This is a genomic window from Enterococcus sp. HMSC072F02 (assembly GCF_001837725.1).
Lineage (GTDB): Bacteria > Bacillota > Bacilli > Lactobacillales > Enterococcaceae > Enterococcus_B > Enterococcus_B lactis.
Genome location: NZ_KV833928.1, coordinates 16,653 through 40,452 on the forward strand (window position 1 = coordinate 16,653; position 23,800 = coordinate 40,452).

The 23,800-nt window shown below is 39.6% G+C and carries 20 protein-coding genes; 15 read left to right on the forward strand and 5 right to left on the reverse strand.

Going from position 1 to position 23,800, the window contains the following annotated elements; genetic code table 11:
- The first annotated feature begins 90 nt into the window (after positions 1–90).
- The 4 genes from sapR to HMPREF2731_RS03515 all read left to right on the forward strand — a co-directional run bounded on the left by sapR (position 91) and on the right by HMPREF2731_RS03515 (position 4,176).
- Positions 91–765 carry a two-component system response regulator SapR gene (sapR, locus tag HMPREF2731_RS03500; protein ID WP_002291233.1) on the forward strand — a complete coding sequence of 225 codons (675 nt, stop codon included), beginning with the start codon at positions 91–93 and terminating at the stop codon, positions 763–765.
- Positions 766–782: 17 nt separating this feature from the next.
- A complete protein-coding gene (sapS, locus tag HMPREF2731_RS03505) occupies positions 783–1,808 on the forward strand; it encodes a two-component system sensor histidine kinase SapS (RefSeq protein ID WP_002308195.1) in 1,026 nt (341 codons plus the stop codon).
- 88 nt (positions 1,809–1,896) lie between these two features.
- Entirely contained in the window at positions 1,897–2,763 is an 867-nt protein-coding gene (locus tag HMPREF2731_RS03510) for a GRP family sugar transporter (RefSeq protein WP_002291228.1), read from the forward strand.
- A gap of 36 nt (positions 2,764–2,799) precedes the next feature.
- Positions 2,800–4,176 carry an amino acid permease gene (locus HMPREF2731_RS03515; protein ID WP_002308196.1) on the forward strand — a complete coding sequence of 459 codons (1,377 nt, stop codon included), beginning with the start codon at positions 2,800–2,802 and terminating at the stop codon, positions 4,174–4,176.
- 99 nt (positions 4,177–4,275) lie between these two features.
- Here the strand turns inward: HMPREF2731_RS03515 and HMPREF2731_RS03520 are convergent, their stop codons facing one another.
- Complete coding sequence (locus HMPREF2731_RS03520; RefSeq protein ID WP_002313359.1) at positions 4,276–5,472, reverse strand: toxic anion resistance protein; 1,197 nt, start codon at positions 5,470–5,472, stop codon at positions 4,276–4,278.
- A 122-nt stretch (positions 5,473–5,594) separates the two neighbouring features.
- Positions 5,595–6,257, reverse strand: coding sequence for a 5-bromo-4-chloroindolyl phosphate hydrolysis family protein (locus tag HMPREF2731_RS03525; protein WP_002308198.1), 663 nt, complete (start codon positions 6,255–6,257; stop codon positions 5,595–5,597).
- A gap of 227 nt (positions 6,258–6,484) precedes the next feature.
- Between HMPREF2731_RS03525 and HMPREF2731_RS03530 the strand changes: the two genes are divergently transcribed.
- From HMPREF2731_RS03530 to HMPREF2731_RS03550, 5 genes are all read left to right on the forward strand, one after another.
- Complete coding sequence (locus HMPREF2731_RS03530; RefSeq protein ID WP_002334953.1) at positions 6,485–7,048, forward strand: NUDIX hydrolase; 564 nt, start codon at positions 6,485–6,487, stop codon at positions 7,046–7,048.
- Between the two features lie 12 nt (positions 7,049–7,060).
- Positions 7,061–7,345, forward strand: coding sequence for a cell wall synthase accessory phosphoprotein MacP (gene macP, locus HMPREF2731_RS03535; RefSeq protein ID WP_002286760.1), 285 nt, complete (start codon positions 7,061–7,063; stop codon positions 7,343–7,345).
- An 18-nt stretch (positions 7,346–7,363) separates the two neighbouring features.
- Positions 7,364–8,056, forward strand: a complete 693-nt coding sequence (locus HMPREF2731_RS03540) for a 5'-methylthioadenosine/adenosylhomocysteine nucleosidase (RefSeq protein WP_002308200.1) — start codon at positions 7,364–7,366, stop codon at positions 8,054–8,056.
- 11 nt (positions 8,057–8,067) lie between these two features.
- Complete coding sequence (locus tag HMPREF2731_RS03545) at positions 8,068–8,613, forward strand: cysteine hydrolase family protein (RefSeq protein ID WP_002308201.1); 546 nt, start codon at positions 8,068–8,070, stop codon at positions 8,611–8,613.
- Between the two features lie 265 nt (positions 8,614–8,878).
- Positions 8,879–12,148, forward strand: coding sequence for a right-handed parallel beta-helix repeat-containing protein (locus tag HMPREF2731_RS03550; RefSeq protein WP_083325465.1), 3,270 nt, complete (start codon positions 8,879–8,881; stop codon positions 12,146–12,148).
- A gap of 175 nt (positions 12,149–12,323) precedes the next feature.
- Here the strand turns inward: HMPREF2731_RS03550 and HMPREF2731_RS03555 are convergent, their stop codons facing one another.
- Complete coding sequence (locus HMPREF2731_RS03555; RefSeq protein ID WP_002308205.1) at positions 12,324–14,231, reverse strand: M13 family metallopeptidase; 1,908 nt, start codon at positions 14,229–14,231, stop codon at positions 12,324–12,326.
- Between the two features lie 131 nt (positions 14,232–14,362).
- On the opposite strand from HMPREF2731_RS03555, the gene HMPREF2731_RS03560 reads away from it, so the two are divergent.
- The 4 genes from HMPREF2731_RS03560 to HMPREF2731_RS03575 all read left to right on the forward strand — a co-directional run bounded on the left by HMPREF2731_RS03560 (position 14,363) and on the right by HMPREF2731_RS03575 (position 18,088).
- Complete coding sequence (locus HMPREF2731_RS03560; RefSeq protein WP_002308207.1) at positions 14,363–15,238, forward strand: hypothetical protein; 876 nt, start codon at positions 14,363–14,365, stop codon at positions 15,236–15,238.
- A gap of 79 nt (positions 15,239–15,317) precedes the next feature.
- Positions 15,318–16,292: a ribose-phosphate diphosphokinase gene (locus HMPREF2731_RS03565; protein WP_070872334.1), complete on the forward strand. Its 975-nt coding sequence runs from the start codon at positions 15,318–15,320 to the stop codon at positions 16,290–16,292.
- Positions 16,293–16,461: 169 nt separating this feature from the next.
- Positions 16,462–17,607 carry a cysteine desulfurase family protein gene (locus tag HMPREF2731_RS03570; protein WP_002308210.1) on the forward strand — a complete coding sequence of 382 codons (1,146 nt, stop codon included), beginning with the start codon at positions 16,462–16,464 and terminating at the stop codon, positions 17,605–17,607.
- A gap of 136 nt (positions 17,608–17,743) precedes the next feature.
- Entirely contained in the window at positions 17,744–18,088 is a 345-nt protein-coding gene (locus HMPREF2731_RS03575) for a DUF1831 domain-containing protein (protein WP_002286736.1), read from the forward strand.
- Positions 18,089–18,196: 108 nt separating this feature from the next.
- On the opposite strand, the gene HMPREF2731_RS03580 is transcribed toward HMPREF2731_RS03575, so the two are convergent.
- Complete coding sequence (locus tag HMPREF2731_RS03580; RefSeq protein WP_002312053.1) at positions 18,197–18,979, reverse strand: hypothetical protein; 783 nt, start codon at positions 18,977–18,979, stop codon at positions 18,197–18,199.
- Positions 18,980–19,169: 190 nt separating this feature from the next.
- Here HMPREF2731_RS03580 and HMPREF2731_RS03585 point away from each other — a divergent pair, with 190 nt between their 5' ends.
- Positions 19,170–20,447: an MFS transporter gene (locus tag HMPREF2731_RS03585; RefSeq protein ID WP_070872336.1), complete on the forward strand. Its 1,278-nt coding sequence runs from the start codon at positions 19,170–19,172 to the stop codon at positions 20,445–20,447.
- 129 nt (positions 20,448–20,576) lie between these two features.
- The gene (locus HMPREF2731_RS03590) at positions 20,577–21,164 is read left to right on the forward strand and encodes a metallophosphoesterase family protein (protein ID WP_002313362.1); all 588 of its coding nucleotides are present in this window, start codon (positions 20,577–20,579) and stop codon (positions 21,162–21,164) included.
- A 269-nt stretch (positions 21,165–21,433) separates the two neighbouring features.
- Here the strand turns inward: HMPREF2731_RS03590 and HMPREF2731_RS14840 are convergent, their stop codons facing one another.
- The gene (locus HMPREF2731_RS14840; protein WP_231601482.1) at positions 21,434–23,143 is read right to left on the reverse strand and encodes a YiiX/YebB-like N1pC/P60 family cysteine hydrolase; all 1,710 of its coding nucleotides are present in this window, start codon (positions 23,141–23,143) and stop codon (positions 21,434–21,436) included.
- Positions 23,144–23,800 lie beyond the last annotated feature (657 nt).

The following is a 23,800-nucleotide window of genomic DNA, read 5'->3' on the forward strand; positions in this document are numbered from 1 at the left end:
TCTAAAATGACATTTTACAGGTAAGCCAACTTGTTTCACAAAGGCTTCTTTGATATTGTAGAAGCAAGAAGAAAGATGGAGGGATTTTTTATGGCAAAAATCATGGTAGTCGAGGATGAAGAAATCATTCGACAATTGATTATGGAAGAACTTGAGAAATGGCAATTCGAAACCTTTGGAACGACCGACTTCAACCAAGTATTTTCAGACTTTGAAAGAGAAGAACCACAGCTTGTATTGCTAGACATCAATCTTCCTGTTTTGGATGGGTATTATTGGTGTCAAAAAATACGTGAAGTATCGAAAGTACCGATCATTTTTATCTCCAGCAGGAATACGAATATGGACATGATCATGGCCATGAACATGGGAGCAGATGATTTTGTGACAAAGCCTTTCCAAATCGATGTACTGATTGCCAAAATCAATGCGTTGCTTCGCCGTTCTTATAATTACACAGAATTATCCAGTGAAATGATGAGCCATAATGGTATTACGTTGAATGTCGACAACGGAAGTATGGAGATCAATGGAGAGATCATTGATTTGAGCAAAAATGAATACCGCCTGCTATTTATTTTGATGAAACACAACGGAAAGATCTTAAGCCGTGAAAAATTGCTGCGAGCACTTTGGGATGACGAGCGGTTTGTAGATGACAATACATTGACAGTGAACATCAATCGGTTACGCCGAAAAATCGAACAGGCAGGTATCCAAGGCTATATCGAAACAAAAGTAGGACAGGGATATATCGTTCCCTGAAAGGATGATCGGTTAAGATGAATTTCTTTAAATATTTGAAAGATCAGTGGACATTAATCTTGGGATGGCTGTTTTTTATTGCCTTAACGATCTTTGTGATGTGGCTAGCCCCAAATATCAAAGTGGATTTGAGCACGATTGCTTATTTAGCTTTGATCGAGGGAGTCTTTCTGATTTTTTATCTGCTAGGTGGCTACTTGAGCAAAAGAAGATGGTGGGGGAAGTTAGCTGACATACAAAAAACATCTCCTTTGCAAAATTATTTGAGTGGCGGGCGGACAGAAGAAGAAAAACTGGTGGAAGAATATATCAATCAGCTGATCCGCGAACATCAAGAAGTGATGCAATCAGCAATCAGCAATCAACAAGACCAAAAAGATTATATTGACTCATGGGTCCATGAGATCAAAGTGCCACTTTCCGCTTCCAAGTTACTGGTTCGTTCGATCGAGTTCGATATTGACGATCAAAAGTATACCTTACTCGAAAATGAATTATCAAAAATCGACGAATACGTAGAGCAAGTCTTGTATTATGCAAGACTCGACAGTTTCTCGCGGGACTATCTCATCCAAGAGTATGGATTGAAAGGAATCATCCAGCCTGTGATACGCAGTCAGGCCAATTATTTTATCCAAAAAAATCTTCGCTACGAAATCATTGGTGAGGATCATACTGTTCTGACTGATGCTAAATGGGTCGCTTTTATCTTCAACCAACTGCTTAGCAATGCCATCAAATATACGCCGGATCACGGAAATATCATGGTGAGCATAAAAAAGGAAGCGCAAGGAGTCAGCCTTTCTGTTAAAGATTCAGGAATCGGTATCCCGGAGGAAGATTTGAAACGAATCTTTGATAAGGGATTTACTGGAAGAAATGGACGACTTAGTAAAACGCATTCAACAGGATTAGGCCTGTATTTGGCAAAAAATCTGGCAGAAAAATTAGGTATCCAATTGACGGCTGAATCAACTGAAGGAAAAGGGACGACAATGACTTTATTTTTCCCAATCTTAAATTTTTATAATGAAAAACGTTAGAAAATCGTTAGAAACGAAAAAAAACGCTTGTGTTGTTAACGTTTTCGCTGATAAGTTTCTTATCATGTGAAATAAAAGGAGATTGGTTATGGAAATTTTAATAGCATTAGTCCCTATGTTGGCATGGGGTAGTATTGGTTTAGTAAGTGGTAAAATTGGTGGCGATGCCAATCAACAAACACTAGGAATGACGATTGGTGCATTTCTGTTTTCTTTAGTTGTCTTTTTCGTTGTTAGTCCTGTAATCACCCCTTGGATTTTCTTGATCGGATTTTTATCTGGCTTAGCTTGGAGTGTTGGACAAAATGGACAATTCCATGGAATGAAGTACATGGGTGTTTCTGTAGGGTTACCATTGTCTACTGGTTTTCAATTAATTTTGAATACGATTGCGGGAGCCGTTTTCTTCCAAGAATGGACACAAACGAAAGATTATGTATACGGTATTATTGCTTTAGCTCTTCTTGTAAGCGGTGCGTATTTGACGGCACGACAAGATGACGAAGGAAAAATAGATACAGATAATAAAATGCTTGATTTTGGTAAGGGCTTTAGAGCATTGATCTTCTCTACGATTGGTTATGGCGTATATACGATCATTGTCAACTGGGCGAATTTGGATGCGATGTCAATTATCTTACCTCAAAGTATCGGAATGATCTTAGGCGCAAGCTTCTTTGCCTTCCGTAAAGTTAAAGTAGATCAATTTGTATGGAAAAACATGATCTGTGGATTATTATGGGGCTTAGGTAATATCTGTATGCTTCTTACAGTCAAATCCCTTGGTTTAGCTGTTGGATTCTCACTTTCACAAATGGGGATCATTATTTCTACTTTAGGTGGGATTTTCATCCTTGGCGAAAGAAAAACGAAAAAAGAGCTCATTTATGTTATTGTTGGTTGCCTTTTAGTCATTTTAGGTGGTATCCTTTTAGGGTACATGAAAACAGTTTAATCACTGTTTTCCAACCTAAAATGGGGAGGAACTTCAATGGATTTGTTTCGTAAGAAAGAGATCAATCTCAATCATACGAGTGAGATGAAAAAAGAACTAAAAACGTCTGATTTGATCATGCTTGGAATTGGCGCGATCATCGGTACGGGAATATTTGTGGTGACAGGGGTTGCGGCCAATCAAAATGCTGGTCCAGCACTGTCACTTTCATTTGTTTTAGCTGCAATCGTTGTCATTTTGTCTGGACTGAGTTTCGCAGAGTTTGCTTCGCGAGTGCCAGTGATCGGTGGGCCATATGCCTATCTGTATGTTGTCTTTGGTGAATTTGCTGCCTGGTTGACAGGGTGGTTGTTGATCGGGGAATTTTTGCTAGCAGTTTCTTCTGTGGCTTCCGGCTGGTCTGGCTATATGCAAGGTTTCTTGAAAAGCTTAGGGGCCGAACTTCCACAAGCATTAACTGGCGGGTACAATCCGGAAAATGGTACATACATTGACTTGATTGCGGTGCTCGTAGTGATATTCGTCACTTACATCGTGTCGCTTGAAGCCAAGAAAGCATTACGTTTGAATAATGTCATGGTATATGTCAAATTTGGTATCATCGCGTTGTTTATCATTGTAGGGATATTTTTCGTTAAGCCTGATAATTGGCAGCCATTCATGCCTTTTGGTTTTTCCGGTGTGCTAGATGGTGCAGCTCTTGTTTTTTTTGCTTTCTTGGGATTTGATGCTGTTGCAATGGCATCTGAGGAAGTCAAAAATCCACAAAAAGACGTACCAAGAGGGATTATTGGTTCGATACTGATCGCTACGGTCCTTTACATTATCGTGACGCTGATTTTGACAGGAATCGTTCCTTATACTGAACTAGGCGTTAATGATCCAGTGGCCTTTGCCATGAGGTATGTAGGACATGGGACAGTTGGCGCAGTGATCGCTGTAGGGGCAATCTTGACGTTGCTGACGGTGACGATCTCGATGATGTATTCACTCGCTCGTTTGTTGTTTGCTGTCAGCAAGGATGGTTTGCTGCCTAAATTTATGACAGAAATCGATCAAAAGCATCGTACACCGAAAAAAGCGACTTATGCCGCTGGTGTGGCAGCCATATTCTTTGCCGGATTTTTCCCATTGAATGTATTAGCGGAACTAACGAATATCATGGCGCTTGCCTATTTGATGCTAGTTAGTCTAGGCTTACTGAAGTTAAGAAAAATGTTTGGCAAACCAAAAGCAGGAGAATTCAAAGTGCCATTCGTTCCTATCTTGCCAATCGTCTCGATCTTGACTTGTATCGTCTTGATGCTTCGTCTGCAAACGGTGACTTGGATCGTGTTCGGTATCGTAATGGTTATTGGACTGATCATTTATTTTGGCTATGGCTATGGACACAGCAAGATGAACGAGAAATAGGCTCCAATGGAGAAGTTAGAAGAAAGATAAGAAAAACGCCCACCAACAGTGTAATAAACTGTTGATGGGCGTTTGTTTTAGTAACGAACGAAAAATGGTCTATTGGGTTAAATCCAAAAGTTTTTGTTTCAGATCTTCTTCCATGTGTCCAAGTTCTACTTCTGCATGACGACGTTTTTCTTTTCCTTCTTTTTGGATACGCAAAGTTTCTTGGATCGTTTCGATCAAATCGTTTTGTGTAGTTTGCAGGGTCTCAATATCCACGATTCCGCGTTCGTTTTCTTTCGCTGTTTCGATGGCTGAGATTTTCAGCATCTCTGAATTTTTCTTCAATAAGTCGTTTGTTGTTTCAGAGACTTGGCGTTGAGCGGTCACTGCATCTTTTTGACGAAGCAAAGTCAATGCGATCACGACTTGGTTTTTCCACAGCGGAATGGCTGTAGCGATAGATGCTTGGATCTTTTCAGCTAAGGCTTGATTCGTGTTTTGAATCAAGCGGATTTGTGGGGCTTGCTGAATCGTGATCTGTCTAGCTAGGCGAAGGTCATGTGTACGTTTATCCAGACGATCTAGGAATTGTGTATAATCGTTGGCAATCTGGACATCCATCTGGTCACCAGTTTCTTCTGCTTTTTTCATTGCTTCTGGAATGATCGTTGATTGAAGTTCTTCCATTTTCAATTCTCCAGCAGCAATATAAATATTCAATGCATCAAAGTAGTCTTTGTTTTTTTGGTAAAGCTGTTCTAACATCAGATTATCTTTTAATAGTCCGTCTTTTTCTTTATCTAATTTCACTGAGATCTTGTCGATTTGTGCACCAATTTTTTGATATTTTGCTGTCACTTCATAAATCGATTGTTTGACCTTACCGAAGACACGTTGGAAGATATTTCCTTCTCCGGCACGCAGTTCGTCAGGGTTGGCTTCTTGGAGACGGTACATTAGTTCAGTCAACGAATCTCCGACTGGGCCAATATCTTGAGCTTGTACGTGATTCAACATTGATTGTGAGAACTCACTTAATTTCGCTTGAGCAGCTGAGCCATAGCTGGTGACAGACTGTGCATCATTGGCATCGATTTTTGCTGCCAGCTGTTTTGCTTGTTCTTGACGTTCCGCCGGTAGTTTGTCAATTAAGCGAGCAGCTGTCTGCTGCTCTTGGAGCTGATCAATCTCCGCTTGTTGTGAAGTGGTCAGCGTATCTGTTGGGGTTGAAAACGGGTTGTTCAATAAGTCTTCAAGTGTATCGTTAACTGGTGTGACATCTTTTGTTTCAGTCGGTTTATGATCCATAAAAAATTCCTCCTTGTCGAATCTGTTCTCGATTCTTACATGAATATCTCTACTTTAGAAAAAGTACTCGAAACAACCAGACATCATCTGAATGTTCCGAGTCTTTTTTATGAACAAAAGAGTTACTCTTTTTGTTCTGGTTCATGTTTATTATCACGCTTTAAGCTTTGTTTCGCAACAGATATCTCTACGTCGATGTCGTCTAGGTCATCAGCGACGAATTTTTGATAATCTTGTGCGATCAAAGCTGACAGCTGGTCGATGATCTGCGCGCTTTCTTCTAGCTTTTCATAGGTCTGTTTGTTTTTGATCTCATGGTCATTGATCTCATTATACTTATTTGTCAAATCAACTAGATTCGGCAGATGCGTATAAAGAAACTGACTTGCTTCATGCAGTCGGTTTGGTTCTTTCACCAATTCTTTGAATAAAGCTTTTGCTGCTTTGACTGGGTCATGGCGGAGATCGATTGCTTTAAGTTTGGCTGTCTGCTGCATATTCATTTGCAATTGATTGATCTCATTTTTTGTTTGATTCATTGTTTGTCGAAAAAATGAGATTTCATTCGCTGTCATACCGTTTTTTTCATAGTGAGTTTCAAGTTCGTCAGTCAGTGCAGGAATTTCTTCTTGTTTTCCCTTTTTCCTGCGCGAACCGAAGAGCCCCCACAAAACTAAAACTACGCCTATCAATAATAGTCCTAGAACAAAAGAAAAACCATTGTTTCGGACAAAGAGAAACAGCAAGACCAGTGCTAGAAGCCACGGCCAATTTCGTTTTATCATAATAAGCCCTCCAAGTCATTTATCATTGAGTATTGAATTCTTTCCGTTATTCGATTACATTCTTATTTTAGCATACTGACTACTAGAAAGAGTATCGGACTAAAGAAGGATTTTCTATATTTAGAGAAAATCTAAGGTTTATCTATGGTAAACTAATAGGGAGTTTTCGAGAAAAATTGAAAAATGAAAAAAAAGCAGTTATGATTACAAAGAAAGCAGGAGAAGATATGCTGAACAATGAGCAATTTGAAGAAAAAACAATCAGTCGCAAAGAAATCTATAGCGGGAAAATTATCGATGTTGCTGTAGATGAAGTTCGTTTACCAGACGGAGGAACTTCGAAGAGGGAACTGGTATTTCATCCTGGCGGTGTTGGGATCATTGCTTTTGATGAACATGACCGCCTGCTCCTTGTCAAACAGTTTCGAAAGCCTTTAGAAAAAGTGATCTTGGAGATCCCAGCTGGAAAAATCGATCCAGGAGAAGGAAAAAATCCTGAAATGACTGCAGCCAGAGAATTAGAAGAAGAAACCGGCTATCGTGCGAAGTCGCTGAGCCATCTTATTTCGATGTATCTTTCACCAGGTTTTGCAAATGAAGTCCTTCATATTTATCATGCACAAGGAGTAGAGAAGGTCGAGAATCCTTTAGCTCAAGATGAAGACGAAGTACTGGAGCTGTATCATCTAACTCTTGAAGAGGCACAACAAGCGATGAAAGATCAGTTGATTTGTGATGCAAAGACGATTTATGCGATTCAATACTGGGAATTATTGACCAAAGGAAAGTAGAGGGATCGGCTTATGGCCAAAGGACCGCTTATTACGCGAAGCGAACTTCGCAAGCGACAACAAGCACAAGCAAGCGAGTCATTAAAAAAACAGCGAAAAGCAGAAACAGCTTATCAGCAAGAAGAAAAAAAGATTGCCAGCTTTTATCGTAAAGAAAGCAAAAAGAATAAACCAATCACGAAAACAAGGATCAGTGAACGAGAAAAGACGACCAAATGGAACTCTTTTTTGATGAAATCTCTTATTATTGTTATCCTAATGTTATGTGTGGTTTTTTTAGCAATCGCATTTATATAGAAAGAAGGAATTAAAAAGATGAAAATCGGTATTATCGGCGCAATGGAAGAAGAAGTAAAAATTTTGAGAGAGAACCTAAGCGAACCATTATCATGGGAACGCGCAGGCGCTTTATTTATTTCAGGTTCATTAGGTAACCACGAAGTGATTGTCGTACGTTCCGGTATAGGAAAAGTCTTAGCATCTATTACCACAAGTCTGTTGATCCAACAATACGGCGTGAACATGGTGATCAATACAGGTTCAGCTGGCGGGATCGGTGAAGGTTTACAAGTAGGCGACATTGTTATATCAGACAAAGTAGCTTACTTTGATGCAGATGCAACAGGATTTGGCTACAAACCAGGTCAATTACCAGGAATGCCTCTATATTATGAAGCAAGCACATATTTGCGCAGTGAAATGGCTAAAGCAGCAAAAGCAACGGATTTGAATGCAAAAGAAGGATTGATCGTTACAGGCGATACATTTGTCGACTCTCCAGATAAAATCAAAGAAATCTTAACGAATTTCCCTGAAGCTTTAGCTTGTGAAATGGAAGGAGCCGCTGTTGGACAGACGGCCCGTCAGTTCAATATCCCATTTTTGATCGTACGTGCAATGAGTGACACAGCAGATCACTCGGCGACACAAAGCTTTGATGAATTTATCGAAGACGCAGGCAAGCGATCAGCAGAAATGGTGATCGAATTTGTCAAACATCTCGTATAAGGAGGACTAAGATGAACGCATTGATTTCGATTGACTATACCTATGATTTTGTTGCAGAGGATGGAAAGCTGACGACTGGTGCAGCAGGTCAAGCAATTGAAAAAAAGCTGACTGCCCACACAAAAAAGTTTATGGAGCAAAAGGATTTTGTCATTTTTGCCATTGATGCACATGATCCAAAAGATTCTTTCCATCCAGAGAACCGCTTATTTCCTCCGCATAATGTGATAGGAACGAGTGGACGGGAATTGTACGGCTCTTTAAAAAATTTGTACCAAGAGCATGAGCAGCAGGAAAATGTTTATTGGATAGACAAACGGCATTATTCCGCTTTTAGTGGAACAGATCTAGACATTCGTTTGCGAGAACGTCAGATCACAGATGTTTATTTGTCCGGCGTGTGTACAGATATTTGTGTGTTGCATACAGCAGTTGATGCGTATAATCTAGGATACAAACTCCATATTTTCAAAGATGCCGTGGCAAGTTTTGATCCTGTCGGACACGAATGGGCATTGAGACATTTTGAATCCGCGTTAGGTGCAGAGATTCTATAAAAAAACAAAACTTTTTTTAAAATAAAAATCAAAAAATAATAAAAGAAGAGCGTAAAACGAATTACATTGTTTTGCGCTCTTCTTTTATTTGTTATTTTTTATCAAAAATATAATTTCAATTATAATAAATCCCTTTATTATTAACAACTAAAGTTATATTTTTCTTTTTATAAAATATCACTTATTATAATTTTGTTTTTTATTGACAGCAAAAATAAATTAGGTAATACTTTAGGTAAACGCTTTCTAACTTGTTTCAGGAGGGATGGACTTGATAAAAAAACGAATAAAATACAGTGCACTAATGATGAATATCCTCATGCTTAGTACCTCGATTTTGACTTCTGTCGTTGAAGTTGCTGCTAACGAACAGACTGTGAACGAACAAAATGCACACGTGAACAGCAAAGAAACGTCAATATTGGAGGAAGAATCAACGGCTAGTGAAGAGAAGGATGTGGAAGAAGGAAATGATCCTATGATAAAAGAATCAGAAAATGAAAAGGAAGAAAAGCAATCTGATGAAGTTCCTGAAGAGTGGAAAGGGGTAGTTTTCGGAGAAAGCACAAGTGCCAGTAGATATGCGATTGAACCATTAGAAGACGGCGTGCGGCTTTCTTCCACGAATAACGGTGGGAAATTCCAGTCAAGCGGATCAGATGGAATGACCTATTATTATCAAGCCATTCCGAAAGATACCAATTTTAGGATACGGGCGACGATTGAAATAGAATCTTGGACCTATACGAATGCTCAAGAAGGATTTGCTTTGATGGTGAGAGACACAGTGCCAAAAGATCATTTGTTTGGGCAAGCATTTTATTCGAATTCATTTGCTATACTGGGCAGTCGGATCGAATATGTCTGGGACTCGGATAGACAAGAAGTGGTCAACACGAACGGCAGTAAATATACGATGCGACTTGGATTGGGGACACGGGCAATCACAGGGATATCATCTGAAGATCCTCAAGCCGCACCTGCTCCTGGGAGTGTCTCAGTGGAAACAACGCCTTTAGAGACTTCAGCAGGGCTCTTAGAAAAAGAAGCAGGTTCTTATAATATATTCGGAAACGGTCATGGGAATCTGTTTCCGGCTACGGATTCGATTACTAAACTAGATGTAGAGATGAAAAAAACGAACACTGGTTTAGAGGCATATTATTACGATCCTGAAACAGGGGAAGAACTAGCTTCTAACATCATGTATGACTGGGAAAAGCTATATGCTTCCGATGAATCGGTTATCTATGCAGGATTTGCTGCAGCAAGGAATATGACGATCAAGGTAGAAGGAATCGAAGTGGCTTACTCAGATCCTGCGACAGATCCTCCTGGACAAGAAAGGCCCACTCGCTTGATTGATCCGATTTACACTGTGACCTCTAGTAATCATTCAGGAAACCAAGACCATACTATGTCCTTTAGAGCAAATGCTGACGGATTATTAACAATCAAAAATCAAGCAACAGGAGAGGTACTTGAGAACGCGAAAGACTTGGCAATCACTGCAAATCGGGAATTTGATTATCAGACAAAACTGATGGAAGGAACGAACGAATTTACTTTCAGTTTTACGCCAGATAAAAACTATCCGCCAGAAGAATACGTAGAGATGGCTAGTTATGAAACAAAGGAGATCCTGCATACAGTTGACTACCATAAACCTAAATACTCGACAGTTTATGTAACACCGGAAGGGTCAGATACAGGAAGCGGAAGCAGACAAAATCCGTTATCTCTGACGCAAGCATTGAGATACGCATATGCTGGGCAGACAATCGTCCTGGCTCCTGGAACTTATTCCTTTGAAAGAGGATTAACGATTCCAAAAGGAGTTAACGGGACTAGAGAAAACCCGATTCAATTGATTGCAGAGAAAAATCAAGAAAACAAGCGACCTGTACTTGATTTTAAAGGAACTGGAAATGGGATGACACTGTTTAGTCACTACTGGGTTTTACGTGGGTTTGACGTTACAAATAGTGCTGCTATGCAAAAAGGATTGCAGATTTCTGGAAACCATAATTTGATTGAAGAGATTCATGCTTATCGGAATGGAAATACAGGAATCCAAATCAGTGGTAGCTCAAATGATCCTTTCGAAGCATGGCCAGCGCATAACTTAGTCAAGAACTGTACATCTTTTGAAAATGCTGACCCGGGATTTGAAGATGCCGATGGATTTGCGGCCAAACTGACGACAGGAGAAGGGAATGTATTTGACGGTTGTATCGCTTATCATAATGCAGATGATGGTTGGGATCTTTTTGCTAAAAATGAAACAGGTTCGATCGGGAAAGTAGTCATCAAAAACTCAGTTGCTTATCGAAACGGTTGGGTACCGGGAGTTGAAGGAGAAGGGAACGGCAATGGATTCAAAATGGGTGGTTCCTCTTTATCGGGCCCTCATGAATTGATCAATAGTTTGTCTTTCGAAAATCTTGCGAAAGGAATCGATTCCAATAGTGGAACAGATATTATCGTCAATAGCAGTACAAGCTTCAACAATGGTTCCTATAATGTGGCTCTTTATACCTCTTCGGCAGGAAACACAGACTTCCATGCTTCTGGTATCTTATCTTTCCGAACAGAAAATCTTGAGATGAGAGAGCAGATCCGCCCATTGAATCAAAACGAAGATCAAATCTATCACTCGTTGAACTACTATTGGAATGAACGAGAGAAACAATCAGAAAATACTCTTGGACATACCGTATCAAAAGATTGGATCGAATCTCTAAATACACATTCGCAAGAAGGGCAGCAGCCTGTTACGCGCTATGCGAATGGAAGCATCCATGTCCATGGATTGATGCAAATCAAACCGGAGAATCGTCAAACAGAAAAGGGAAAAGTAGATGGTCTTCCACTATCTGTAGGTGCTACTTTTGACGGAGAAACCTCACCGTCTTCGGAGTATCCAGAATATGCAATCGTACAAGAACCAAATCAGACAAAACCAAACGAACAAAATAATCCAATCATTATCCAAGAGGCAAATGGTGTGACGGAGAATGCAGAAGGAAATATCATCGAACTGAAGCCTTTTACAGTATCTGTGTCAACATTCACACCAAATCAAGGAACACCTGTCTTTGAAGATATGCGTTATTTCCCAGAAAAGATCCAAATCGTTGAAACACAGTCAAGTGCTCAATTTTCTAATCATACCGCTATTTTTTCAGCACCCTCAAAAGGAGAATATACGCTAGAAGTCACTTATCGTTCGGAAATATTTGATGGTGAAAAATGGGTTGCTCATACAGAACCTGTTACCCAGCAAAAAGCGATCACAGTGCGAGAAGCTGTCAGTGTGCCACCAGGAACTGATGAACCAGAAGGGGAAAATCCAGGAAATGGATCGCCAAATGAAAAACCTTCTGATCCAGATGGGGCAGCAAAAGAAAGGGAAAAAGATGGCGCTCAAGGACTTCCACAAACGGGAGAGTCTAATAGCCCGTTGTTAGCAGTAGCTGGAGGAATTTTGTTAATCGGTGTAGCTGCTTATGTCATGAAACAGCGAAAAAAATAAACGCACTGTATCCTTTTGATAAGGTAGAACAATTAGTTGAGGAAAGTAAAAAAAGAAGGAAGTGAGACGTCCATTCGTTCCACTTCCTTCTATCATTTTTATAGATGAGATCCCACTTGCTGTGTTTGTTTGGCTGTTCTTATTACTTGATGCAGGACAGCTTTTTCACAACCTCTTACCAGATTCGCACTCTTTTTTCTGGCGCTAGATACATAGCATCTTGTTCCGTGACACCAAATGTTTCATAGAATTCGTCAAGGTTTTTGGGTTGCACATTTGCTCGGAGTTTAGCAGGGGCATGAACATCGATTTGCAGTAAAAGTTGTTGGTATTCTTTTTTTGCTTTTGTACGCCAAATCGTTGCCCAATTGACAAAGAATTCTTCGATAGAAAGATCTGATTCTGTTTTTGCTGCTTCCAATGCACAGCTTAGACCGCCTGCATCCGCAATGTTTTCTGAAACGGTTAATTTTCCGTTTACTTTTCCGTCAGCAAAAGGCAGACCATCAAATTCTTCGATCATTGCTTGTGCTTTGTTTTGGAATTGTGCAAGATCTTCTTCTGTCCACCAATTGTTCAAGTTGCCATATTCATCAAACAAAGCGCCGTTATTATCAAATGCATGGGAAATCTCATGAGCGATAACAGCTCCGATTCCCCCGTAATTAGCAGAGCTTGATTGTTCTAGACTGTAAAATGGCGCTTGAAGGATGGCTGCCGGAAAAACGATCACATTCCGGAATGGATGGTAATAAGCATTGACTGTATCAGCGCTCATTTCCCATTCTGAACGATCCACTGGTTTATTCCATTTGCTGAAACGATCTTTCAATGTGAGTTTGCTGAAAGCAAGGGTGTTTGAAAGCAAAGTACCACCTTGATCTGCAGGCACTGTTTTGAATTGGTCGAATAGTGCTGGGATCTTATCGGGGTAACCGACTTGGATACCTAAGTTATTTAATTTTATGACGGCTTTTTCTTTTGTTGCATCCCCAAGCCAGTCATTTTCTTCTAGCCGTTTTTTATAAACGGCAATCATTTTTTTCACCATTTGCTCTACATCTTTTTTAGCAGCTTCGCCGAAATATTTTTTCCCGTAGTAATCACCAACGACTTGATCAAATTGACCAGAAGCAAGGTAATAAGCTGCTTTTTTCTGAGGCATTGCTTCGTCTGTTCCAGACAATACGCGAGAATAGATTCCGCTGACTTGGCGGAATTCTTCTGATAGATACCCACTAAGAGAACGTACTGTTTTAATGATCATCCAGCTTTTGAATAAGGGAAAATGAGCTTCTGTCAGGATGTCATTCAAATGATCAAAGTACACTGGATCAGTGACAATCACTTTATCTGGGGTTGTCCCAATCAAACTAGTGACAAGTTTTTTCAAGTCAAGTTTATCTGTGTATTGAATAAATGTGTCAAAAGATTGCGGATTATACATTTTGCTGTAATCTGCGTTTTCTTCTGCACTTTTTACATGAGGAGCAATCAATTTATCAAATTGCACTGCTTGTTCTGTGATTGCTTCTGCCTGACTTTTTTCTTTGCCAGCAAGCTCCAATAATTGAACTGCCATATCAAAGAAAACGCCCATTAGTTGTGCACCGTTAGGATGTTCTGGTGCATAATACGTCTTATCTGGAAGAAATAAAGAAGGCGGATAAGCAAAGAAGGCATTCGTCTGTGCATTCTTCATATCAGCATCTACATCTAGATTAAATGGCAATGGTAGTGTATCCAACAACCATTCCGGGAATTGCTCATTCAATTCGTCGAAAGACTGCAATGATTCAACTTTCTCGATTACAGGCTGAAGTGGTTGAGCATGCAACTCATTTCTTCGGTCATAATCGTTTGCCAATTGATAATAAGCAAGGAAATGTTTCATTTTTTCTGAAGATACTTTTTCTGGATGGGCAAGCAGATCGTCTGTTTCTCCCATCAAAAGTTGGTCGATTCCGTCAACTAAGTCTTGGAAACCGCCTGTAGCTGGTTTATCTGCAGGGATTTTTGCTGTTTTTTGCCATTCTTCATTGACTGCTTCATAGAAATCTTGTTTCAATCGTTCTTTGTTCATTCATCGATCGCTCCTTTTTTGTTTCGTGTGCCCATTATCTTACAAAATGAAGGAATTAACAAATAGAACATAAAAAAATTTGAAAATTCGGACAATCAAACTGATTTGTTTTTTTCAATCGTTCACTTATAATGAAAAAAAGGAGGCGATCCCAACTGAAACAAGTAGTGGATAAACCTTTCTATTTTAAAATAGATAAAAAAATCAAAAAATTAGCCAGCACCCAGCAACTACAGTCAAAAAAAAGCGAACGGCTTTTTTTAGCACTGATTTTTGAAGATCAAAGTTATGTGATCATCGATCAATCAGGACATCCGACAGAATATTCTCCAGCAGAATATACCTATCAAGAGGGCATTTCTCGTAGCCAATGGAGACTGCTCAATGAAGCACCAATCGAGTTCTCTCAATGGATCAACGGAAAAGAAGAGGTGCCTGTTTTGATCGAAGAAAAAAGGTCAGGAAAAGAACTCGTAAATTGTTGGGTGGGATTGCCAGAAGAACGTTTTTTAAGATATAAGAAATGGGCTACTCCTTCAGGTTATCTTTGCGGGACTTATGCGGCGGCGGTTTTACTTGCCTACTATCAAGACTATCGTAAAGAGTGGATGCTTCCCCTAGAGATCCGCAAGAAAAACACGTCTAACTCGATGGCATTGACAAAGGCGTTGCGTAGCCAAATCCAACCACTAGGCCTTCCTACGATCCCTTTTCAAGTCAGTACAGGGATTTCTAGTTTTTTAAAGAAGAATGGCAATCACGAGCGTGCACGAGCAACTCTTCTAGGTTCATGGCAGCGAGCCACAAAACGTATACGTGAAGGCAAGCCTGTGATGATTGGAATCCTGAAAGTACTTGGTAGTACTTACGGCAATCATTGGGTGACGGCGTATGCTTATTTTGAAACTGAAACAGGGGAACGTTATTACAAAGTACACGACAATTGGGGGGACTACCATAAAGTTATTCCTGCCAGTTGGAGTAACGGAACAGTTTCACTTCCTTAAGAATTTGCTGAAATTAACAGAAAATCTTGGGAAAATATGTTAAACTATCGAAGAATAGAGAAGTTTTGGGGAGGACTACATGAGTAATAAGTATCAGGATGACACGTTGAAGATTTTTAGTTTGAATGGGAATCGTCCATTAGCTGAAAAAATCGCGAAAGTGTTTGGAACAGAATTAGGTAAAAGCGTCGTGAAGCAATTTAGTGATGGGGAGATTTCCATCAATATTGAAGAAAGTATCCGTGGGGATCACGTGTACATCGTTCAATCAACGAATGCACCTGTCAATGACTATTACATGGAACTGCTGATTATGATTGATGCAATGAAGCGAGCAAGTGCGAAAACGATCAATGTCGTATTGCCTTACTATGGGTATGCTAGACAAGACCGCACGGCGAAACCTCATGAACCGATCACTGCGAAATTGATTGCTAACTTGATCGAAGAAGCAGGGGCAACTCGAGTACTGACTTTAGATCTGCACACGGTTCAAGTACAAGGATTCTTTGATATTCCTGTAGATAATTTATTTACGATGCCATTGTTTGCTCATTATTACCGTCAATTAGGTCTGATGGGAGATGACATCGTAGTTGTGTCGCCAAAAAACAGCGGCGTTCAGCGTGCACGTAGTCTTTCAGAATATTTGAACAGTACATTAGCCATCGTAGACCATGCAGATGATGCCTCAACGGAGGTTGGTTATGTGATTGGTGATGTTCAAGGAAAGACATGTATCATGGTAGATGATATCTTGAACACCGGAGCAACGCTTGCACGAGCAGCAAATGTATTAAAAGAAAACGGCGCAAAAGAAGTATATGCCTGTGCGTCACATGGATTATTGTCCGATCATGCGAAAAGCATTTTAGACAATGCACCAATCAAAGATATTTGTATCACTGATTCTGTTTTCACAGAAGAAAATCGTCATCCAGAAAACTTAACGATCGTGACATGTTCAGAATTAATGGGTGAAGCGGTCAAACGCATCCATGAAAATACACCGATGAGTCCGTTATTCCGTCTGGAAGAAAAAGAATTCGAATAAGAAAAAAGACAAAAAACGAGAAGATTAATTAGCAACGAGAAGAAAGACTGCACCTTATTTTGGGCAGTCTTTTTTTCGCTACACTAAGTGCCTTCTAGGTAAAAGTAATCTCTTCTTTGGTATATTCGCTGTTTTATGCTAGAATGTGCCTAGCGATAATTTGGAAGGGATGAATGAAGTGAAAACTATTTATTTGGATCATGCGGCAACTACCCCCATGCATCCGCAAGTAATTGAAGCGATGACGGCGATCATGCAAGAAACGTTTGGTAATCCTTCAAGCATACATGGGTTTGGCCGCCACGCGCATGAAAAAATGGAAACAGCAAGACAAATCATTGCAGATAGTCTGCAAGCAAAACCTCATGAGATCATCTTTAATAGTGGGGGAACAGAAGGGGATAATACAGCTATCTTAGAAACAGCGTTCTCGCGTCAAAAAGAAGGCAGACATCTAATCACTACAGCTATCGAACATCCTGCTGTTCTTAATACCATGAAATATTTAGAGACAAAGGGGTTTGACGTTACATATCTGCCTGTAGATGAAAAAGGAAATCTGTCGATCGAAGAGATCAAAAAAGCGTTGCGAGAAGATACGATCTTGGTCTCTGTGATGTACGGGAACAATGAAATCGGAAATTTGATGCCAATCAAAGAAATCGGTGAACTTTTAGCGGATCATCCAGCTTATTTCCATACAGATGCGGTACAAGCTTATGGAAACCAAACGATCCACCCAGAAGAATTAGGGATCGATTTATTAAGTATCTCTGCTCATAAAATCAATGGACCAAAAGGCGTCGGTTTCTTATATAAACGAGACGGAGTAAATATCCCTGCCTTGCTTTTAGGTGGCGAGCAGGAAGAAAAGCGGCGTGCAGGTACAGAAAACTTAGCAGGAATCTGGGGAATGGCAAAAGCAGTTGAACTGCTATCACCTGAAGAACGTGAAGCACGTAACAACAAATATCAAGGATTCCAACAATTGATTCTTGATACATTAGAAGCAAACGAAATCCCTTATCAAGTAAATGGTGATTTAACGAATAAACTCCCTCATGTGTTGAATCTTCGCTTGATTGGCGAAGCAAATGATTTGCTACTGATGAAGCTTGATCTGAACGGAATCGCTATTTCTACTGGTTCGGCTTGTACAGCAGGGAACATCGAACCTTCTCACGTATTAGAAGCGATGTATGGAGAAGATACGCCGATACTAAAAGAATCCATTCGTATCAGCTTTGGATTAGATAATACTGAAGAAGACATCCATTATTTCCTTGATCAATTAGTTCGTGCTGTCAAAAAATAACTAATAAAGTCATTCTGATGTGGACGGATGTCTGAGAGAACGCCTTCATTTTTTAGGGAACTTAACTGAAAAACCTAGTAAAAATCAGGATAAACTTTTATAATAAAGAGAAACTAATTTTATCGAGGTGAAAATCATGGCATTTGAAACAACAGCAACTGTACTTGGCGCACCAATCAGCTATCGTTTGCATCCTGATGCAAAAAGATATACATTGCGCGATAATGGGTTTACAGAAACAAACGGAGGCAATTATCAATTGATCCGACCATTAGATGCAACGCCGCAAAGCAAAGAAGGCTTCAAACTGAAAATCACTGTATCAAAAGATATCCAAACATTGAAAATGTCGATCACTACAGCAAACGGACTGAAAGCAGTCAATATTTTCAAAGATCCAAAACAGAAAATGAGTCAAGATAAATTCTATTTTTTGATGGATGGGATGATCAGTCGAGGGTTATTCGAAAAAGTCGAATAACCTGTGGATATAAAAAGACAACTAGTTTTGAAACGGCCTAATCGTTAGATCTCTAACTTTGAAAGGACGACACAAAATAGTTGTCTTTTTTATTTTTTCTGCTGTAAATCAGACTCTCGTCCACTCATCAATGGATTTTCCATGTTCATCCACTATTTCCAACCAACTATTTGTTCCGGCAAAGTACAACAGCAAGCTTGCCTCATTCACACTTTTTACGATGATATCTTCGATCGTGGTTGTGCCTGAAATCTTGTCTTTATAATCATCTCGTAGCTTTTGCCCATATTTTGCAGCATAACCTAATGAGCCGTCTTTATTTAAAGGAGGATCTTTGACGAGCGTCGCGCCTGCTTTGATCAGCAATTCATTTCGTTTGATCCAGTAAAGCGTTGCTTGACTTCCCCTGAAATCGACGGTAAAAGGAATCTCACTGACTTCTTTTGACCAGCGATGACGAGCTTTTGCTGGTTTTTTCTTCGTATCTTCAGCGGCAGATGGCACGGAAGAATCGATTGGATAACCAAATGTACTTAGTATAGCAGCAATCTTCTCTTGGTGTTCTGCCATTTTCTTTCTAGCCGTTTCAGGAATCGAAGGGAACGATTCTTTGGCTATTGTAAGACCAGCTTTTTCTGCTTGTTCGGTTAGCATGTAGATCATATAATCGGCTTCTATATCCCAAGGAAGCTGGATCATGATGACGGTATCGATTGTTTCTGGTTGGACTGTTTTCCCAATTGCTGTACACACCTTTTGATGATAAAAGAGATAAAAAGCATTTTCTGGAAGCTTAGGTAGTTTGTGGCTGATCCAGATCGTACCTTGTGTCTGTTCAAGTACGATTTTGATTTCTTCAGGGGTAAGAGTGGTCTGAAAGTTGATTTTCATGACTGATGCCCTCCTAGTTTTTTCTTAGTTTAGCATGATTGCTGATTTTTTTCTGCTAATTTTACTTTTTTACCAAAACTGAAAATATATAACGATGGTATTTGAACAAACAGCTAGGTTTCAAGGAAATAATCAAGTATAATTCTAGCTACGTAAGGACGATAAGTCTTAGAAGAAGTGGGGGAAGGATATGGGAGAAGAAAAGGAGCCGGTTTTACATTGGCGTAAAAATATCAACTTGTTTTTGACAGGTCAGTTTTTATCTGGAATCACGAGTATGATCGTGCAATATGCAATCATTTGGTATCTGACGAAAGAAACAGGTTCAGCAACAATCTTGAGCTTTGCTACGTTATTAGGTATGATCCCAATGGTTTTGCTGAGTCCGTTTGCTGGTCCGTTGGTGGATCGTTGGGACAAAAAGCGATTGTTGATTTTGACAGATATCATTGTCGCGTTGTTTGCAATGGTCTTGGTAGTAGTCGGTACGATTTCTGACACATTTCCGTTGTGGCTAGTGTTTGTATCGTTGTTCATTCGTGCAATTGCTCAAACTTTCCAGATGCCGACGATCCAATCGATCCTTCCTACGATGGTCCCAGAAGAAGAGCTGACACGTATCAATGGACAGCTAGGCATGGTCCAGTCAGCGAATTTTATCATTGCGCCTGCAATAGGTGCATTTTTATTTACAGTGATACCTATCAATTGGCTGATTTTGCTTGATGTGCTAGGCGCGGTATTTGGTGTGGGATTACTTGTTTTTGTGACGATCCCTAAGGTTATTTCGCAAGGAGAAACCATTCATTTGTTGACAGATACAAAATTTGGTGTGAAAAAATTGTACGAGAATAAAGGTCTTTGGCATATCATGCTCAACGGTGCTGTGTTCACGTTATTGTTTATGCCAGCTGCCAGTCTGTATCCGTTGATGACGATGGGCTATTTTGGTCAAAATGTAGGACAGGCGGGTCTTGTCGAAGTAGTCTATTCAGTAGGAATGCTTGCAGGTGGAGCGGTGATTGGCTTTTTTGGAAAATGGAAAGACCGGATGAAGCCGATTTTCATGGCTTATGTAGTCGTAGGTACCACGATTGGGGCTAGTGGATTGTTGCCGGGGACAACACAGGGATTCTTTTATTTTCTTTTACTGAATGCCGGGGCAGGTTTTGCCACACCTTATTTCAATACCTTACTGATGGCGATCATCCAACAGAGTTATGAACCGAACGTTTTAGGACGAGTCTTAGGTGTATTCAACTCATTAATGACTTTGCCAGGGCCGACTGGCTTAATATTTGCCGGCCCCTTGACAGATAAGATTGGTGTAGAAAAGATGTTTCTGATTGCGGTAATTGGTACGCTTTTATGTGGAATCGTTTTATTTTTGACACCCGTTGCTCGAAATTATGATAAAGAATTACAGAAAAAACTGGTGAAAGAACACCGTGAACAAGAAAACGAATAGAAAAGGAGCGGTGATAAAAATTTTCTTCCTACTTGAAATCAAGTGGTTTTTTCACAGCTTTTTTAGATGTTATGAGTTGCTCCGATCAGCAATTTTGTTTACTCTAAGGAAAAGGGAGGCAGGAGAAACATGAATTATTTTACGAGTGATATGCACTTTTTTCATGAGCGTTTACTAGGAGAAAATGACTTTGCTCCGCGACTCTTTGCAAATGTAGATGAGATGAACCAACAGTTGATCACCAGCTGGAATGCAGTAGTAAAAGAAACGGATCACGTCTATCATCTAGGTGATCTTGCCATGCATCCGCAGTATGAAAAAGCAAATGCAGACATCTTAGAATTAGTCAGTCAACTGCAAGGAACGATCCACTTGATCAAAGGGAATCATGACAGTCGTGCGTTCTTCCGTTATTTAGAAAAAAACGATCCTGGACTTTCTGATGGCAGTCCCAAATTTTATTTTTATGACGTAGGTGCTATCGTGAAGTTCGATCATCAGCAATATTACTTGACGCATTATCCAATGTTACTCGGACCTAACGACACCATTCGAAACCTTCACGGGCATATCCATCATTATAGTGTACCCATTGAAAATGTCGTCAATGTAGGCGTAGACGCACCAGAAAGAGACCTTCTAAAAGAAAAACTGCCATTCGGTACGCCGTTATCCGAAAAGCAAATCAAAGAAATATATGAAGCAAAGAGGTCGTGAAAAAGCTGCCCTGCATCAAGTGATAAGAACAGGCAATCAAAAACAGCTTCTCGTGTTTTTGATTGGGTAGGACTTGTCCCCACAAATACAAGCTTTTGAGCCTGCTGCCCAATTCTGTGCCATAAGGATCAAAATAGAAAAACAGTTCGCTGCATGTTATAAAAGAATTGAAGTACCTGATTTTCAAAAATAGGATAAAAAGTCGTCCCTTTTTGGCGCGGCTTTTTATCCTATTTTTTAGTAATACAGTCATATGTTGTAAGGAGGAACTACAAAATACAGTACACGAATTTCCCTTGATCATTAACTGCTTTTCTGACCGTGGCAGTACCATCATTCAATTTCCTAACATCATTATCTATATTAGTGGAATAGACGATCAGGGTGTTTTCTTTTGTGTATCGGTTTAGCCAGTCAATCGCATAATCCACTGACTGATTCACGCCGATATGATAGAAATAATTCCCATAAATCGCTTTTGCTTCGTCCGTCATCGTGAAATCATGATTGAAGCCATAACCATTCCTGACAGAAGCAGCAGTTGTGAATGAACCATGGATCCTTAGATAAGAGGCGTGGCGATAGGTACCATTCTCTAATTTTATCAACGCATGATAATTATTGTAAAAATAATACCAGCTTGGTGTAGCTCGATTATAAGAAACATCTGCATTGAAAGGATTCGGTCGCGTCATTTCATATTTGTCATAGATACTGAGGTTCTCTGTATAGTCAAATCTTTGCTGAGTGAAGGCAGGCGGTGTATGGACGACTTGGTTGATCTGATAAGGATTGACTGGATGTTTTTTCTTCGTGATTTTTGTAAAAGAAGGATTATATCTTAAGTGATTGTTGTCAGTAGAGATATTGTTAGAATAAACGATCTCCAACGAACATTGGGTATAGGTATTGATCCAGTTCATCACATAGTTCGGAACATCATGATCTTCGATCGTCTCTGGAATAAGCGGGATATTCCTGTCAGAAAATTTGGCTCTTGCTTCGTCTGTTAAAAGAAAACGGGTGAACATATCGAATTCTACGACGATCGTTCCAGAATGATTACGCCCGAAAGTAAGACGTGTACTTGCATAAGGTCTCCCGTTATTTTTGTCCGTGGCGATGAAATAATAATCATTCCTTAAGGTGTATGAGTTGGAACCGCGGCTAAAAATGAAATCTTCGCCATCTATAGGAGTGCCGGCGTTCGACCATCGTATGTTTTCTGCGTAATCTTTATAATTTACGAAAAAAGGATTGATTTTTTCGACTTTATCGGATTTTTTTATATCATTTGGAGTTACACCCATTCCGTTAATAAAATCTGTTCTTTCTAAATCAATACCTTGGAAACTAGGATCATTTTCATTAGTTAGCTCATCGATTCTACCATCAGGTGTTGCGTTCATATATGCAGCCCAGATAAGGGAAGAGCAATACCAGTCATTTCTAGTGGATGAGCGATCCCGTCCCATTATATCTCCCCATACACTATACTGTTTACCTAATTGTCCACGCATAAATGAGATGGCTGCATTTCTTTGTGCTGTTGTCCCTGCTGGAACTCTTAAAATAGTTGAATCAGTATAATCGAATCGTTCATCATCCAAGACACCGTAAACAACGCCTCCAGCTTTTGTTTCAAGTATAGGACTATAATCAGTTGCTTCGATAGTTCGGATATATGTGAAGGTCTCTGGTTTTCCATTGATGCTATGTGTCTCTTCATAAATGCCTTCTACGATCATCACATGATGAAGAAATACTGGAGTGATTCCAGCCCTTTTCCGTTCGAAAATGATATCTCCTGGTTGAACGATATTCATCAGATCATATTTATGATAAGTCGGTACTTTTTCAAAAGTGATATTCTCCAAAGCATTTCCGATATTAAATGACCAAAGAGGCGGGTCTTTGGATAATTGTTCGGCTTCTTTACGAATATAGTGCTCATTGACGGTGTTTAGGTAGTCACGCAATTGGTCTTCTTCGGAAATCGCGGAATTGAATGGTTGATTGTAATAATTCGAAGTAATTCTTCAAATGTCTGATCGAAGGAAGCGTATTCATTTTTGAATTCTTCATAATACTCCTCCAATATCTGCTGGGTATCTGTATCACATGTACAGTCGTGATTGGGATGGCAAATGCGACGGCGAGTAAACAGGTAGTCAGAAACAATTTAATTTTTGATTTCAATGTAATCCCTCCTTGTTTTATGCTAGAATAATAACATATGAATAAGTATGATGATAGCTTGAAAATAAAATGTATAAGTTATTTAATCTAGGCGTATATTGCACATAACACCAAAGAGTAAAATCAGCTATATCGATGATTGAGAACTGTTATCTTTAATGAAATAATTAGCATTTAACTTAAGTTTTACGAATAAAATCAAAGACGTTATATTTTATTTGGGGTTAGATAGTCTACAGAAGATACAATTTCTTGGTAGGGATGAGTATTGAACAGACGTGTTGATTTGTATATCTGTTTGTTTTGTTTCGTTATTATATTTTTTATTTGTTTATTTTTAAATAACAAATTTCTAGATTTTTTGTTTAGAGTTTTTTTGAAGATAGACAAGTATCAATCAATTAGAAAGGAGATGTGTGGATGTTACCACTAAAAAG